Source organism: Streptomyces sp. YS-3, assembly GCF_045257485.1.
GTDB lineage: Bacteria > Actinomycetota > Actinomycetes > Streptomycetales > Streptomycetaceae > Streptomyces.
Map to the genome: position 1 here is coordinate 1 of NZ_JBJHPC010000122.1, position 14744 is coordinate 14744.

Sequence of the window (14744 nt, forward strand, 5' to 3'; positions counted from 1 at the left end):
CCCATGACCTCCCGGGAGTGGCGGGTCGGGACCATGCCCAGGTGCCAGGCCTGCCAGTTGTCCTCCAGCTCCACGCCCCGCTCCAGCATCAGCGCGTACGCCTCCGCGCAGTCCTCCAGTTTGCTGTCGCGGGTCGGGTGGTGGGCGCGGATCAGCTGGGACAGCTCCTCCTGGGCCACCGCGACCCCGATCTCGGAGCCGCCCGCCGAGGCGTACGGCAGCAGGGTGCAGCGCAGGAAGCGGGCCCAGTCGCCGCCCCGGCGGTCCCCGTAGGAGTCGAACAGCTCGACCGCCTCGTCGCACAGCCGCAGCGCCTGGGGCGCGCGGTTGTTGCCCGCGTCGATCACGGCCAGCTCCAGACAGGTCCAGGCCTCGCCGTGGGCCACCCCGATGCGGTGGAAGTCGGCGCGGGCGTCGACCAGGAGCTGGCGGGCGAAGCCGGAGTTGCGCAGGTTGCCGGTCTGCGCGGCGCGCTGGTCGCGGGTCACCCGGCCCGAGTGGTGGCGGGCGCAGGCCAGCCCGTACACGTCCCGCATCCGCGAGAACATCGTCCGGGCCCGCTCCAGCTCGCGGACCGCCTGGTCGCGGTCGCCGCGCTCCTCCAGGGCCTGGCCCAGGTAGTACAGCGTCCACGCCTCGCCCCGCGCGTCCTCCTGCTCGCGGTGGCGCGACAGGGCCTGGCGGAGCCCGTCGACGGCCGGGGACGGGTCGCCGTCCACCAGGCGGGCCCGGGCCAGCTGGGTCAGGGCCCAGGCCTCGCCGCGGCCGTCGCGGGTGCGGCCGTACAGGTCGAGCGCGGTGCGCAGGGCCTCCTCCGCGGGCGCCACCTCGCCCATCCGCAGACACACCTGGCCCAGCTGGAAGTGGGTCCATGCCTCGCCGTGCAGTGACTCGCCCTCGCGGTGCAGGGTCAGCGCGGTGTCCAGCAGGGTCAGCGCTTCCGCGAGGTTCGCGCGGTCGCGCTCGACGGCCGCCAGGGCGTGCAGCGACCAGGCCCGGTCCTCGTCCTGCTCGGGCGCGGCCTGGAGGTCGATGGCCTCGCGCAGCTTGGCCGCCGCCTCGGTGAGGTTGCCCTGATGGTGCAGGGTGATGCCGAGCGAGGCGAGCGCGAGCGCCGCGCCCGCGTCGTTCTGCGCCTCCCGGTAGAGGCCGACCACCGAGGTCAGCGTGGTGCGGGCGGTGTCGAGCTCGCCGAGCTGACGGGCCGCGATGCCGGTGCGCCACCGTACCGAGCGCTCCAGCAGGCCCTGGTCGACGGCCTGGGACAGCTCGCTGATCTCGCCGAGCCGGTAGAGGTCGCCGCGCAGCAGGCAGTAGTCGCAGAGCGCGCCCAGCAGGTTGAGTACGGCCTGCTGGTTGATGTCCTCCGCGTCGCGCAGCGCGGCCGTGATGAAGCTCGACTCGTCGTCCAGCCAGCGCAGGGCCGCGTCCAGCGAGGTGAAGCCGTGGCTGCCGAACTGCCCGGCGCGGGTGGAGAGTTTGCCGTCGACCATACGGATCACCGCGTCGGCGAGGTCCGCGTAGTTCTGGATCAGCCGCTCCTGCGCGGCGGTGCGCTCGGTGGCCTCCTCCTCGTCGAGCAGACGGGCCCGCGCGAACGCCCGTACGGTGTCGTGCAGCCGGTAGCGGTCGGCGCGGACCCGGTCGATCAGGCCCGCCCGCGCCAGATCGGCCAGCAGACGGCCCGCCTCCGCCTCACCGGTGGCCAGCAGCGCCGCCGCGGCTGCCGCGCCCAGCGAGGCCCGCCCGGCGAGGGCGAGGCGCCGCAGCAGCCGGCGCGACTGTTCGCCCTGGTCGGTGTAGCGCAGCCACAGGGCCCGCTCGACGGGCGCCACCGGGCCGTACGCCCCGAGGTCCGCCGCCAGCGTCCGGGCGTCGCGCGAGCCCAGCGAGGAGCCCGCGACGCGCAGCGCGAGCGGCAGGCCGCCGCACAACTCCCGTACGGCGGTGGCGGCTTCGGTGTCCTTGAGGGCGTAGGGCTCCTTGGCGTCCTCCTGGGCCGACTCGCGCAGGAGCTCCTGCGCGCCCGCCTCGTCCAGCGGCTCCACCGCCAGCTGGTGCACCCACGCCGGGAAGTCCTCGGGCAGCTCCAGTGGCCGCGCGGCCGTCACCAGGACCAGGCTGTCGGACCGCTCGGGCACCAGGGTGCGCACCTGCTCGGCGTCGACGGCGTCGTCCAGGACCACGGTGACGGGAAGGCCGGTCAGATGCTGGTGGTAGAGCTCGGCGAGCCGGCGCACCTGCTGGTCGGCCGACGACCTTCCCCGAGCTCTCGACTCCGCTCGAGCAGGGGAGACCCCATCTCGGAACAGCAGTTGCTCGCGGGGCGCGCCGAGCCGGTTGAGCAGGTGCAGCAGCGCGTCACGGGTCGGCAGGGGGGTCTGCGCGGCCTGGGTGCCCTGGCCGCCGCCGCGCAGATCCACCAGGCAGGCGCCCCGGAACTGGTCCCGCAGCTGATGGGCCGCCCGTACCGCCAGCGTGGTGCGGCCCACGCCCGCCGGGCCGTGCAGCACCACCACCGTGGGGCGGGTCTCGGTCGCCGCGCGCGCCGAGTGCACCCACTGCGCGATGCGGGCCAGCTCCGCGCGCCGCCCCGAGAACGGCCCCTGCGGCTGGGGCAGATGGCCGAACGACTGCTCCAGGACCGAACGCCGCCGGGCCGCCGCGCTCTTGTCCGTGCCGCGCAGCTGGGTCGGTACGGAGGTGCTCGTCTTCTTGCCGGTACGGGCCGCCGGAACCGTCATGCGCTGCTGGTCCAGGAACGGGCGGATGCCCCGTACGTCCAGGGCGGTCAGCCACTGGAGCCGCAGCTGCTCGGCGCCGCCCGGACGGCCGAGCTCGCCCGCGCGCCGGTGGGCGGCCGGCCAGTGCGCGGCGGTGACCCGGACGACGGTGGTCGCGGCCCCGGCGACGGCGACGGCCGCCCCGGCGCCGACCGCCGGTCCCGTGCCGGTGCCCAGCGCCGTGTCCGCGACGACGGCGGCGACGGCCGCGACGGCGGTCACCAGGAACGCCGTGCCCGCCTTCTCGCGCGCGAACAGGGCGCCGAGCGTCGGCTGCCCGGCCTGTGCCTCGTCCAGCGCCCGGGTGTACGCCGTGTACTCCTCCTCGGCGCTCGCGGCCAGCGCGTCCAGCGCCGCCCGGCCGCGTGTCAGCAGCGCGTCGGCGTCGGCACGTCCGCCGGAGCGGCGCACCTCCTCCTCGACCGCGCGTGCCAACAGCCGTTCGGCCTCAGCCCGATGGCCGTCCCGCATGTGGTCCCCCTCCGAGAGCGTCCGGTGCGACATGAGTCCCGGTCGAGTGTGCCGGTGGTGTCAAGTGTTCCGCGTGCCGCGCGTCGGCGCGAGGGAGCCGCCGGATCACGCCACCCGTGGGGGAGGATGGGCCCATGTCGAACCGCCTGGCCCATGAGACGTCCCCGTATCTGCTCCAGCACGCCGACAACCCCGTCGACTGGTGGCCCTGGTCGCCCGAGGCGTTCGCCGAGGCACGCGAGCGCGGGGTGCCGGTGCTGCTCAGCGTCGGGTACAGCAGTTGCCACTGGTGCCATGTGATGGCCCATGAGTCGTTCGAGGACGCCCCCACCGCCGCGTACCTGAACGAGCACTTCGTCAACGTCAAGGTCGACCGCGAGGAGCGGCCGGACGTCGACGCCGTCTACATGGAGGCGGTGCAGGCGGCGACCGGCCGGGGTGGCTGGCCGATGACGGTCTTCTTGACGCCCGGCGCGGAGCCGTTCTACTTCGGCACCTACTTCCCGCCCGAGCCGCGCCACGGCATGCCCTCGTTCCGGCAGGTCCTGGAGGGGGTGCGGGCCGCGTGGGCGGACCGGCGCGAGGAGGTGGACGAGGTCGCCGCGAAGGTCGTACGGGACCTGTCCGAGCGCGAGCTGGTGTACGGCGGGGGCGCCGGGGTGCCCGGCCAGGAGGAGCTGGCGGGCGCGCTGCTCGGGCTGACGCGGGACTACGACGAGCGGCACGGCGGCTTCGGCGGCGCGCCCAAGTTCCCGCCGTCGATGACGCTGGAGTTCCTGCTGCGCCACCACGCGCGCACGGGCGCGGAGGGCGCGCTGGAGATGGCCGCCGACACCTGCGAGCGGATGGCGCGCGGCGGCATCTACGACCAGTTGGGCGGCGGCTTCGCGCGCTACTCGGTCGACCGCGAGTGGGTGGTGCCGCACTTCGAGAAGATGCTTTACGACAACGCGCTGCTGTGCCGGGTGTACGCGCATCTGTGGCGGGCCACCGGTTCGGAGCTGGCGCGCCGGGTGGCGCTGGAGACGGCTGACTTCATGGTCCGCGAGCTGCGTACCGCCGAGGGCGGCTACGCCTCGGCGCTGGACGCCGACAGCGACGACGGCAGTGGCCGGCACGTCGAGGGCGCGTTCTACGTGTGGACGCCCGCGCAGCTCGCCGAGGTGCTGGGCGAGAAGGACGGGGCGGCGGCGGCCCGGCACTACGGGGTCACCGAGGAGGGCACCTTCGAGGAGGGGGCCTCGGTCCTCCAACTCCCCTCCGACGGCGGCCCGGTGGCGGCGGACGTACGGGAGCGGCTCTTCGAGGCGCGCGAGCGGCGACCGCGTCCGGGCCGGGACGACAAGGTCGTCGCCGCCTGGAACGGTCTGGCGATCGCCGCGCTGGCGGAGACCGGCGCGTACTTCGACCGGCCGGACCTGATCGAGCGGGCGACCGAGGCGGCGGACCTGCTGGTGCGGGTCCACATGGACGACCGCGCGCGGCTGTCGCGTACGTCCAAGGACGGCCGGGCGGGCTCGAACGACGGGGTGCTGGAGGACTACGCCGATGTGGCGGAGGGCTTCCTGACGCTCGCGGGTGTGACGGGGGAGGGAGCGTGGCTGGAGTTCGCCGGGTTCCTGCTCGACCTCGTCCTGGACCGGTTCACCGGCGGGGGCGGGGTGCTCTACGACACCGCGCACGACGCCGAGAAGCTGATCAGGCGCCCGCAGGACCCCACGGACAGCGCCACCCCGTCGGGCTGGACGGCGGCGGCGGGCGCGCTGCTCTCGTACGCCGCGCACACCGGCTCCACTCCCCACCGGGCGGCGGCCGAGGCCGCGTTGGGCGTGGTGAAGGCGCTGGGGCCGCGCGCCCCGAGGTTCATCGGCTGGGGTCTGGCGACCGCCGAGGCGCTGCTCGACGGTCCCCGCGAGGTGGCCGTGGTGGGCGAGCCCGGGGGTGAGCTGCACCGGGCCGCGCTGCTGGGCCGGGCGCCGGGCGCGGTGGTGGCGGTGGGCGAGTCGGGCGGCGCGGAGTTCCCGCTGCTGGTGGACCGCCCGCCGGTCGACGGGGGCCCGGCGGCGTACGTGTGCCGCCACTTCACCTGCGAGGCCCCGGTGACCAGCGCGGACGACCTGGCGAGGGCGCTGTCCTGAGCGGGCGCGCCGGTTCCCCGCGCCCGGTCGGGGCGCGGGGAACCGTGGGTGCGCGACTGACGTCCGGTCAGCTGTCGTTCTTGAAGATGCCGATGTAGTACCAGTCGCCCCGGTCCGGCGCCATCCAGGCGGGGACCCACTCGTCCTGCGAGCCGAGCCACCGGCCACCGCTCTGGCCGCAGGTCCTGTCGGTCCACTTGCTGAAGTGCATGGAGTCGCGCCACCACCAGCCGCCGAAGCGGGTCTCGTAGCCGGGCGTGGCCAGGCAGGCGTGGGCGGGGCGGCCCTGCTGGTCCAGGCCGTCGATCTTGATGGACGCGACCTGGTGCGTCTCGTCGCGGATGACGATCTGCTGTCCGTTGGTGCCCGCGAACGCGGTCCCGCCGGTGGCGGCGACGCCCGCGAACGCCAGCGCGCCGGTGGCGGCGGCCATGGTGAACTTCCTGCCCATACCCATGAGTTGATCCCCCTGGTGAAGCCCGAACGAGCTCGGTCAAGCCCGTTCGAACACAAATGATCACGTGCGGGGGAGATCGTACGACACGTCGGGGCGTGCCCGTGCGCAGCCGTGACCGGGCGCTCGGTCCGATATGATCACCACATCATCGGCGGTCGACGGGGGAAACCGACGCCGAGGTGACGCGGGGGAAAACAGCTCTGGAGTACCGGTAGATCCGCCATGCCCGCAGGGGTGCCGGCGGCGGCGCCGCCATGCCGGAACACCTCTCTCCGCTCGCAGGATTCACGCACCCCCGAGTCCCGAGCCCCGCTCACCGGAGAGAGAGACATGGCGGACGAGAAGGTCCTTGCTGCCCAGAGGTGGGTCAACGCCACCTATGCCACGGTTCCCGGCTATGCGAGGTGCCCCGAGGACGGGCGCACCGGCTGGTCGACGATGTTCTCGTTGACGATGGCGCTCCAGGCCGAGCTGGGTATGGCCCCGCTGGTCGCGAGCTTCGGACCGGGGACGCTGGCGACGCTGGCCAAACGCGACGACATCGGCCCGAGCGAGCAGAACGTCAACATCAAGAAGATCGTCGAGCACGCGCTGTTCTGCAAGGGGTACTGGGGTGGCGACGGCACGGGCGCGTACGCCGCCGTCACCGAGAGGTCGGTCCGGGCGCTGAAGGACGACGCGGGCATCGACGCCACCAACGGCCTGGTGTCGCCCAAGGTCTTCAAGGCGCTGCTCAGCATGGACGCCTACGTCTCGTCCCCCCTGGGCGGCACCGACCGGGTCCGCGCGGTCCAGCGCTGGCTCAACGGGCGCTACTTCACCCGCTCGTCGTTCTTCGTCGGGCCCGCCGACGGCGTGTACTCCCGCGATGTGCAGAAGTCGCTGATGAAGGCGATCCAGTACGAGCTGGGCATCCCCGACGAGCAGGCCACCGGTGCGTTCGGGCCCGGCACCCAGGCGGGGCTGAAGAACCACACCGTCAAGGAGGGCGACTCGGGGATCTGGGCGCAGCTCTTCTCGGCGGCGTGCGTGTTCAACTCGCCGATCCCCAACGCCAAGGGCGACGAGGACGTCGCCACCACGTTCCGGGACACGTTCGACGCGAAGCTCACCGAGTGGGTGAAGATCTTCCAGCGGTTCTCCGAGCTGGACACCCGTGACGGCCGGGGCGACTACCGCACCTGGGCCCAGCTGCTGGTCTCCACCGGTGACCCGGACCGCCCCACCGGCGCCTGCGACACCCGCTTCAGGATCACCCGGCCGCGCGCCGACGCCCTGTTCAGGGCGGGCTACACCCATGTCGGCCGCTACCTGTTCGATCCGCCGGGCAGCACGCTCGACAAGAACATCAAGGACGGCGAGCTGGCCGACATCTTCGCCGCCGGTCTGAGCGTCTTCCCGATCTACCAGGACAACGCCCGCCGCCTCCAGGACTTCACCTATGCGCAGGGCTTCGCGCACGCGCTGAACGCCCACTCCTGCGCCGAGGGCTACGGCTTCAACCGCGGTACGGTCATCTACTTCGCGGTCGACTACGACGCCACCGCGGACGAGATCGCGTCGAACATCGTGCCCTACTTCAAGGGCGTCCAGGCCGGGCTCGCCAACCGCGGCGCCCGGTACGTCCACGGCGTCTACGGCTCGCGGAACGTGTGCACGCAGGTCGGCAAGGACACCGACGCCCGCTACTCCTTCGTCTCCGGCATGTCCTGGGGCTTCTCCGGGAACCTCGGCTTCCCGCTGCCGCCGAACTGGGCGTTCAACCAGATCAAGGAGTTCAGGTTCGGCTCCGGCGCCGACTCGTTCGACCTGGACAACGACGCGCACCGCAGTGGCAGCGACACCGGCCAGAACACCGTGCACGCGACCGCGGACCCGGCCTCCGTGTTCGTCGACTACATCACCAAGCTCTACCCGCTCGCGCTCCAGTTCGAGAAGGGTGACCCGAACCAGCTCGTGATGGAGTACGGGCGCCAGAAGACGTACGGCGGGGCGAAGTGGTGGGCGCTCATAGGCGGGCCCAACCCCGACTTCATCAAGTTCGCGAACGGCAAGGGCGCGTCGCTGCTCCAGGAGTTCAAGGACCCGGTCACCGGGGCCATGATCGGGGCCGAGCACCTGCTGGCGGCGGCCAACGGCCACTACGTCAGGCCGCAGAAGGACGGCGACGTCAGGACGGTCGGCGCCGGCGACTTCGCGGGATGGGGCGGTGACCTGGTCACGCTCTACGGCGAGTGGAGGCGCGACGTCAAGGCGTATCCGTCCGGATACGACTACTGCAAGGCGAAGTTCGCGAAGGTCGGTGTGATCTCCACCTTCGGCTTCACCGACCTGATCGAGGACGCCGACGGCTATCTGATCGCCCGCCGGGTGGAGCAGGGCGGAAACCTGCTCGGTGTCGTCCGTGAGCACTACGGCATGGGGGAGCGCGACGCCGGTGTCCTGACCCGCTTCCGGGACTACTTCGCGCAGCGGTTCGGCGGCAGCACCGACTACGCCGTGACCATGGCCCGCTCGGTCCTGCTGAAGGAGATCGACCCGGTCCTCGCCGCCGGGCGCGAGCAGCTCATCAAGGACATCGCGGGCGGGAGCGCCGCGATGCCGGGCGACCTCCCCGACTCCGCCCTCACCGACTTCTGCCGGGGCTTCGCGGACGGGCTCCACGACCGCGCCCTCCAGGAAGCCAACGCCAGGGGCCTCTAGGTCCGGGACGAGAGTGACGAGAGTGATGAGGAACCGAACCATGAGTGATGCCATGACGCGGTCGGCGCGCATCGACCGCCGCCGCTTCCTGGTGGCCGGCGCGGGTGTCGCCGGTGGCGCGGCGCTGGTCGCGGGCGGGACCGCGGGGACGGCCCGCGCGGCCACGCCCCCGGCCGTCCCCGCGGTCCCGGCGGCCCCGGCCGCGACAGAGTGGCGGGGCCGAACCTCCGCCAACGGCTGGCCCGTCGTAACCTCGGCGCCGTCGCACCGGGTCGAGGGCGCGGGCGGGCTCGGCTTCACGGCGCTGGACGGCGACGTGGCCACCGTGCTCACCCACGTGGTGCGCCGCTACCACTACGAGCTGCACACGCTGGGCGCGGGCGAGGTCGTCGGCCACACCACCGCTCGGGCGGGGGCGGCGCCGTACGAGAGCAACCATCTCTCGGGGACGGCGGTCGCGATCCGGCCGCTGCTGTATCCGGTGCGCTCGCGCGACGGCTTCTTCCCGCACGAGCTGGTGGTCGTCCGCGACATCCTGGCGGACCTGGAGGGCGTGGTGAAGTGGGGCGGCGACGAGCCGGTCCCCAAGGAGTCGCACTTCCAGATCGACGTCCGTCCCGGTGACTCGGGGCTGCGCCGGGTGGCCGCGAAGCTGCGGAGTTGGGAGCTGAGGCCCGGTGAGGGTGCGGGCGCCATCGACGCCCTCGCGCCGGGACGTCTGAAGGCGGCGAAGGCCCTGGCCGCGCGCCAGCGCTGACCGTCGGGGGTCCGGGGCTCCGCCCCGGGCCCCTTCCGGGCTCTCCCCCCACGGGCGACGGCTCAGCCCCGCAGCCCGTTCCCGATCGTGTTCAGGGAGCGCTGCACCAGCTCCACCAGGTCGTCCCTGTGGTCGCGTTCGGCCCAGTACACGGTCGCCTCGTAGATCGTCCCCAGCGCCGCCATCGAGAACGCCCGCACCTCCAGGTCGTCCTCCGCGCGGCCGGTCCGCTCCGCCAGTACCCCGTTCAGCAGCCGGCTGGTGAGCGCGATCGACTGCATCAGGCGGGACCGCAGCGCGGGCACCCGGACCAGCAGACCCGTGCGCTGGATCATCTCCTCGCGGTCGGTCTCCAGGGCGAGCCGGGTCGCCTTGACCACGACGTGGCGCAGGGAGTCCAGGGGCGCTTCGTCCGCGGGGCGGGCCCGCAGCTCGGCGACCATGACCGGGTCGTACTCGTCCGTGAGGACGATGTCCTCCTTGGTGGGGAAGTAGCGGAACACCGTGGACGGCGAGACCTCGGCCGCCTCGGCGATCTGCTCGACCGTCGTCGCGTCGTACCCCTGCTCGGCGATCAGCCGGTAGGTGGCGCGCCGGATCGCGACGCGGGTCTTGAGCTTCTTGCGTTCGCGCAGCCCGAGCTGCGGCTGCATGTCCTCGGCGACGGAGTCGAGGGAACGGGTGCGAGAGGTGGCGGCCATGTCGACATTCTCAGGCATCCACGGCGTCCCCGGCGTCCGAGGCCCCCACCGGCGCCTTCGGCGGGTCCGGCACCACCGGGCGCGGCGGCTCGCGCCCCGGCAGCAGCGCCACCGCGAGCAGCGCCGTGACCAGGGCCGCCATCCCGCACACCAGCAGCACCGTGGACATGCCGTGGACGTACGCGGAGTCGGCCGACGCGGCGAGCCGGGCGTCGCCCAGACGCGCCGCCACCAGGTGCGCGGCCACCACCGAGTCGCCCGCCCGGTCCGCGAGCGGCCCCGGCACCCCGGCCGTGTCGAGCCGGTCGGTGAACACGCCCGCGAGCAGCGAGCCCAGCAGCGCGATCCCGATCGCGCTGCCCACCTGGCGTACGGTCATCAGCAGTCCGGACCCGCTGCCCGCGCGGTCGGGCGGCAGGGTGGCCAGGGCCGCCGTCATCGCGGGGACCATGGCGAAGCCGAAGCCGAGCCCGGTGAGCGTCAGCCACAGCGCGGTGAAGCCGTAGCCGCTCTCCACCGTGGTGCGGCTGCCGAGGAAGGCCGCCAGGGCGAGCACCACCAGGCCCGCGCCGATCGTGCCGCGCGCCCCGCACCTCCGCACCAGCGGCTCGCCGGCCTTGGCCGCGACCATCAGACCGCCCATCAGCGGCAGCATCCGCAGCCCGGTGCCGAAGGCGTCGTTGCCGAGCACCGCCTGGAGGTACTGGGGCAGGACGAACATCAGCCCCGCGAGGATGAACATCACCAGCGTCGCGGCCAGCGTGTTCAGCAGGAACGGCCGGTGGGCGAGGAGCGCCATGTCGAGCATCGGCCGCGGCACCCGCCGCTCCCGTACCACCAGGGCCGCGAGCAGTACCGCGCCCGCGGCGAGCGTGGTGAGGACCAGCGGGTCGCCCCAGCCGCGGGTCGGCGCCTCGATGATGCCGTAGATCAGCGAGCCCAGGCCCGCGGCGGTGAGCGCGGTGGAGAGGGCGTCGACCCGCGGCGCGGCCGGGTCGCTGGTCTCGGGGAGCAGGAAGGCGCAGGCGGCGATGCCGATCGCGACCATCGGCACGTTGATCAGGAAGACCGAGCCCCACCAGAAGTGGTTGAGCAGGAAGCCGCCGATGATCGGGCCGAGGGGCAGACCGAGGGCGGAGGAGGCGGTGACGATGGAGACGGCCTTGGTGCGCTCCTCGGCGGGGAAGAGCGAGGGCAGTACGGCCAGGGCGAGCGGCATCACGAGGGCCGCGCCTATCCCCATGACCGCGCGGGCCGCGATGACCGCGTCGACGCTGCCGGTCAGCGCGCCGATGAGGGAACCGGCGAGGAAGACGCCGAGTCCGGCTATCAGCATCCGGCGGCGGCCGAAGCGGTCGCCGAGCAGTCCGGCCGGGAGCATGAGCGCGGCGAAGACGACGACGTAGGCGTCGGCCATCCACTGCTGCTGGCCGGTGGTGGCGCCGAGCTGCTGGGCCATGGTCGGCAGCGCGACGTTGAGGATCGTCATGTCGAAGCCGAGCACGAGCATGCTCGCGACCATCGCCCCCAGCGCCCACCAGCGCCGTGGATCGGGACCGGACCTCGGCGTCATGGCAGTCATGGCACACCTCCGTAAGAGTTACTGTCAAGTGACAGTAACTCTCAAAAGGTGGTCACGGTCAAGCGTGCCGGTAGGCGACCAGCGAGATGCCGACGTAGTGGACGACGAACGCGGCCAGCGTCAGGGAGTGGAAGACCTCGTGGAAACCGAACCAGCGCGGCGAGGGGTTGGGGCGCTTGAGGCCGTAGATCACCCCGCCCGCGCTGTAGAGCAGTCCGCCGACGACGACCAGGACGAGCACCGCGACGCCGCCGGTGTGCAGGAAGTCGGGCAGGAAGAAGACCGCCGCCCAGCCCATCGCTATGTAGCAGGGCGTGTAGAGCCAGCGCGGGGCGCCGACCCAGAAGACGCGGAAGGCTATGCCGGCGAGCGCCGCCGCCCACACCGCCCAGAGCAGGACGCGCCCGGTGGAGTCCGGCAGGAGCAGCAGGGTGAGCGGGGTGTAGGTGCCCGCGATGATCAGGAAGATGTTGGCGTGGTCCAGCCGGCGCAGCACCGCCTCGCCGCGTGGCCCCCATTCGCCCCGGTGGTACAGGGCGCTGACGCCGAAGAGCAGACAGGCGGTCAGGGCGTAGATCCCGCAGGCGACACGCCCGCGGGTGGAGTGGGCGAGCGCGGTGAGCGCGAGGCCGGAGACCACCGCCGCCGGGAACATTCCGGCGTGCAGCCAGCCGCGCAGTCTGGGCTTCAGGGGCCCGGTCGGCGAGAGCGCCGTCACCTGATCAGTCATGTCCCGCATGCTACCTACGCCTCCGTAGGTTACGGATGGGGGCGGCCGGTAACCGTATGCCCGCCCCGTGCCCGGAGGTGAACATCTGGTGTCGAGTGGCGATGCTCACGTGAGAGTGCCTCTGGACATATGGGCGAGCGGCACGGATGATCAGATGAGTGCGGTCGGCACCGGATGAGCGCCAGGTAACACCGAAGCGTCCGGGTCGCAGCCCCCACGGGGCAACGAACGAAGAGACCCTCACAAGGGAATCACCGAACCCTCTACAAGGAGCGATCGTGGCGCGCGACATCGCGGCTCCCCTTTCCGTCCCGACCAACCACCAGGAACTGATCTCCTGGGTAGACGAGATCGCGGCCATCACCCAGCCGGACCGGGTGGTCTGGTGCGACGGCTCCGAGGCCGAGTACGAGCGGCTGTGCGAGGAGCTCGTCGCCAGGGGGACGTTCAAGAAGCTCGACCCGATCAAGCGCCCGAACTCCTACTACGCCGCGTCCGACCCGACCGATGTCGCCCGGGTCGAGGACCGCACCTTCATCTGCTCCGAGAAGGAGGAGGACGCGGGGCCGACCAACCACTGGAAGGCCCCGGCGGAGATGAAGGCCATCTTTACCGGAGAAGGAAACAGCTTCGCGGGCGAGAAGGGGATCTTCCGGGGTTCGATGCGCGGTCGCACGATGTACGTCGTGCCCTTCTGCATGGGCCCGCTCGGCTCGGACCTCTCCGCCATCGGCGTCGAGATCACCGACTCCGCCTACGTCGCCGTCTCCATGCGCACCATGACCCGCATGGGGCAGCCGGTCCTCGACGAGCTCGGCACCGACGGCTTCTTCGTCCGGGCCGTCCACACGCTCGGCGCGCCGCTGGCCGAGGGCGAGGCCGACGTGCCGTGGCCCTGCAACTCCACCAAGTACATCTCGCACTTCCCCGAGACCCGCGAGATCTGGTCCTACGGCTCGGGCTACGGCGGCAACGCGCTCCTCGGCAAGAAGTGCTACGCGCTGCGCATCGCCTCCGTCATGGCGCGCGACGAGGGCTGGCTCGCCGAGCACATGCTCATCCTCAAGCTCACCCCGCCGCAGGGCGAGTCCAAGTACGTCGCCGCGGCCTTCCCGTCCGCCTGCGGCAAGACCAACCTCGCCATGCTGGAGCCCACGATCTCCGGCTGGACCGTCGAGACCATCGGCGACGACATCGCGTGGATGCGGTTCGGCGAGGACGGCCGGCTGTACGCGATCAACCCCGAGGCCGGGTTCTTCGGCGTCGCCCCGGGCACCGGTGAGCACACCAACGCCAACGCGATGAAGACCCTGTGGGGCAACTCCGTCTTCACCAACGTCGCGCTCACCGAGGACGGCGACGTGTGGTGGGAGGGCATGACCGAGGAGGCGCCCGCGCGTCTGACGGACTGGAAGGGCAACGCCTGGACGCCGGACTCCGAGACCCCGGCCGCCCACCCGAACGCCCGTTTCACCGTCCCGGCCGGCCAGTGCCCGACGATCGCCCCCGAGTGGGAGGACCCCAAGGGCGTCCCGATCTCCGCGATCCTCTTCGGCGGCCGTCGCGCCTCCGCCGTCCCGCTGGTGACCGAGTCCTTCGACTGGAACCACGGCGTCTTCCTCGGCGCCAACGTCGCCTCCGAGAAGACCGCCGCCGCCGAGGGCAAGGTCGGTGAGCTGCGCCGCGACCCGTTCGCGATGCTGCCGTTCTGCGGCTACAACATGGGCGACTACATGGCCCACTGGGTCAAGGTCGGCGCCGACGCCGTGGCGAAGGGGGATGCCGCCAAGCTCCCCAAGATCTACTACGTGAACTGGTTCCGCAAGAACGACGCCGGCAAGTTCGTGTGGCCCGGCTTCGGCGAGAACAGCCGCGTCCTGAAGTGGATCGTGGAGCGCCTGGAGGGCAGGGCCGAGGGTGTCGAGACCCCGATCGGCGTCCTGCCGACGAAGGAGTCCCTGGACACCGCCGGCCTCGACCTGGCCGAGGACGACCTGGAGTTCCTCCTCAAGGTCGACACCGAGGTCTGGCGCGAGGAGGCGGCGCTGATCCCCGAGCACCTCAACACCTTCGGCGACCACACGCCCAAGGAGCTGTGGGACGAGTACCGCGCGCTGGTCGCCCGTCTGGGCTGACCCGCCCGCCCGAGACTCGTGGCGGGCTGCCCCGAACACCGCCCTGACCAGTGGGGTCACGACGGTCCGCCACGACATGATCGGCCCCCGGAGCCCCCTCACGGCTCCGGGGGCCGGCCGCTTTTCCGGACGGTGGCGCCCGAAGTCCTCCCCGGGTGGTTTTTCGCCGGGGCGGCTGCCGCGGACGGGTGTTAGCGGGACACTCGGTCCCGGAGCGCGTTGGGCCGAGTGAGGGGGGCGCGAGGGTGCGCACACCGGTGAGTGATCCGCTGCGGGTGGGGCCGTAC

At 72.4% G+C, this 14744-nt stretch carries 9 protein-coding genes; 4 read left to right on the forward strand and 5 right to left on the reverse strand.

The genetic code is table 11. The features are described 5' to 3' along the window. Positions 1-3254: tetratricopeptide repeat protein (locus tag ACJA3G_RS13425; protein WP_406553178.1), on the reverse strand; the 3254-nt coding region annotated here is incomplete at its 3' end. A 134-nt stretch (positions 3255-3388) separates the two neighbouring features. Between ACJA3G_RS13425 and ACJA3G_RS13430 the strand changes: the two genes are divergently transcribed. Then, positions 3389-5392 carry a thioredoxin domain-containing protein gene (locus ACJA3G_RS13430; protein ID WP_406553179.1) on the forward strand — a complete coding sequence of 668 codons (2004 nt, stop codon included), beginning with the start codon at positions 3389-3391 and terminating at the stop codon, positions 5390-5392. A 67-nt stretch (positions 5393-5459) separates the two neighbouring features. On the opposite strand, the gene ACJA3G_RS13435 is transcribed toward ACJA3G_RS13430, so the two are convergent. Next, positions 5460-5849, reverse strand: a complete 390-nt coding sequence (locus tag ACJA3G_RS13435) for a hypothetical protein (RefSeq protein WP_406553180.1) — start codon at positions 5847-5849, stop codon at positions 5460-5462. Between the two features lie 330 nt (positions 5850-6179). Between ACJA3G_RS13435 and ACJA3G_RS13440 the strand changes: the two genes are divergently transcribed. After that, positions 6180-8552 (forward strand): glycoside hydrolase domain-containing protein, encoded by a 2373-nt coding sequence (locus ACJA3G_RS13440; protein ID WP_406553181.1) that lies wholly within the window; start codon positions 6180-6182, stop codon positions 8550-8552. Positions 8553-8592: 40 nt separating this feature from the next. Then, on the forward strand, positions 8593-9309 hold the full coding sequence (locus ACJA3G_RS13445) for a hypothetical protein (RefSeq protein ID WP_406553182.1): 717 nt from the start codon (positions 8593-8595) through the stop codon (positions 9307-9309). 62 nt (positions 9310-9371) lie between these two features. Here the strand turns inward: ACJA3G_RS13445 and ACJA3G_RS13450 are convergent, their stop codons facing one another. Genes ACJA3G_RS13450 through trhA form a run of 3 tightly spaced genes read right to left on the reverse strand, consistent with a single transcriptional unit; the run spans position 9372 to position 12331 of the window. Next, positions 9372-10010 (reverse strand): TetR/AcrR family transcriptional regulator, encoded by a 639-nt coding sequence (locus tag ACJA3G_RS13450; protein ID WP_406553183.1) that lies wholly within the window; start codon positions 10008-10010, stop codon positions 9372-9374. 10 nt (positions 10011-10020) lie between these two features. Next, positions 10021-11592: an MFS transporter gene (locus tag ACJA3G_RS13455; protein WP_406553184.1), complete on the reverse strand. Its 1572-nt coding sequence runs from the start codon at positions 11590-11592 to the stop codon at positions 10021-10023. 58 nt (positions 11593-11650) lie between these two features. Beyond that, a complete protein-coding gene (gene trhA, locus ACJA3G_RS13460; protein ID WP_406553185.1) occupies positions 11651-12331 on the reverse strand; it encodes a PAQR family membrane homeostasis protein TrhA in 681 nt (226 codons plus the stop codon). A gap of 269 nt (positions 12332-12600) precedes the next feature. On the opposite strand from trhA, the gene ACJA3G_RS13465 reads away from it, so the two are divergent. Beyond that, positions 12601-14457, forward strand: coding sequence for a phosphoenolpyruvate carboxykinase (GTP) (locus ACJA3G_RS13465; RefSeq protein ID WP_406553186.1), 1857 nt, complete (start codon positions 12601-12603; stop codon positions 14455-14457). Positions 14458-14744 lie beyond the last annotated feature (287 nt).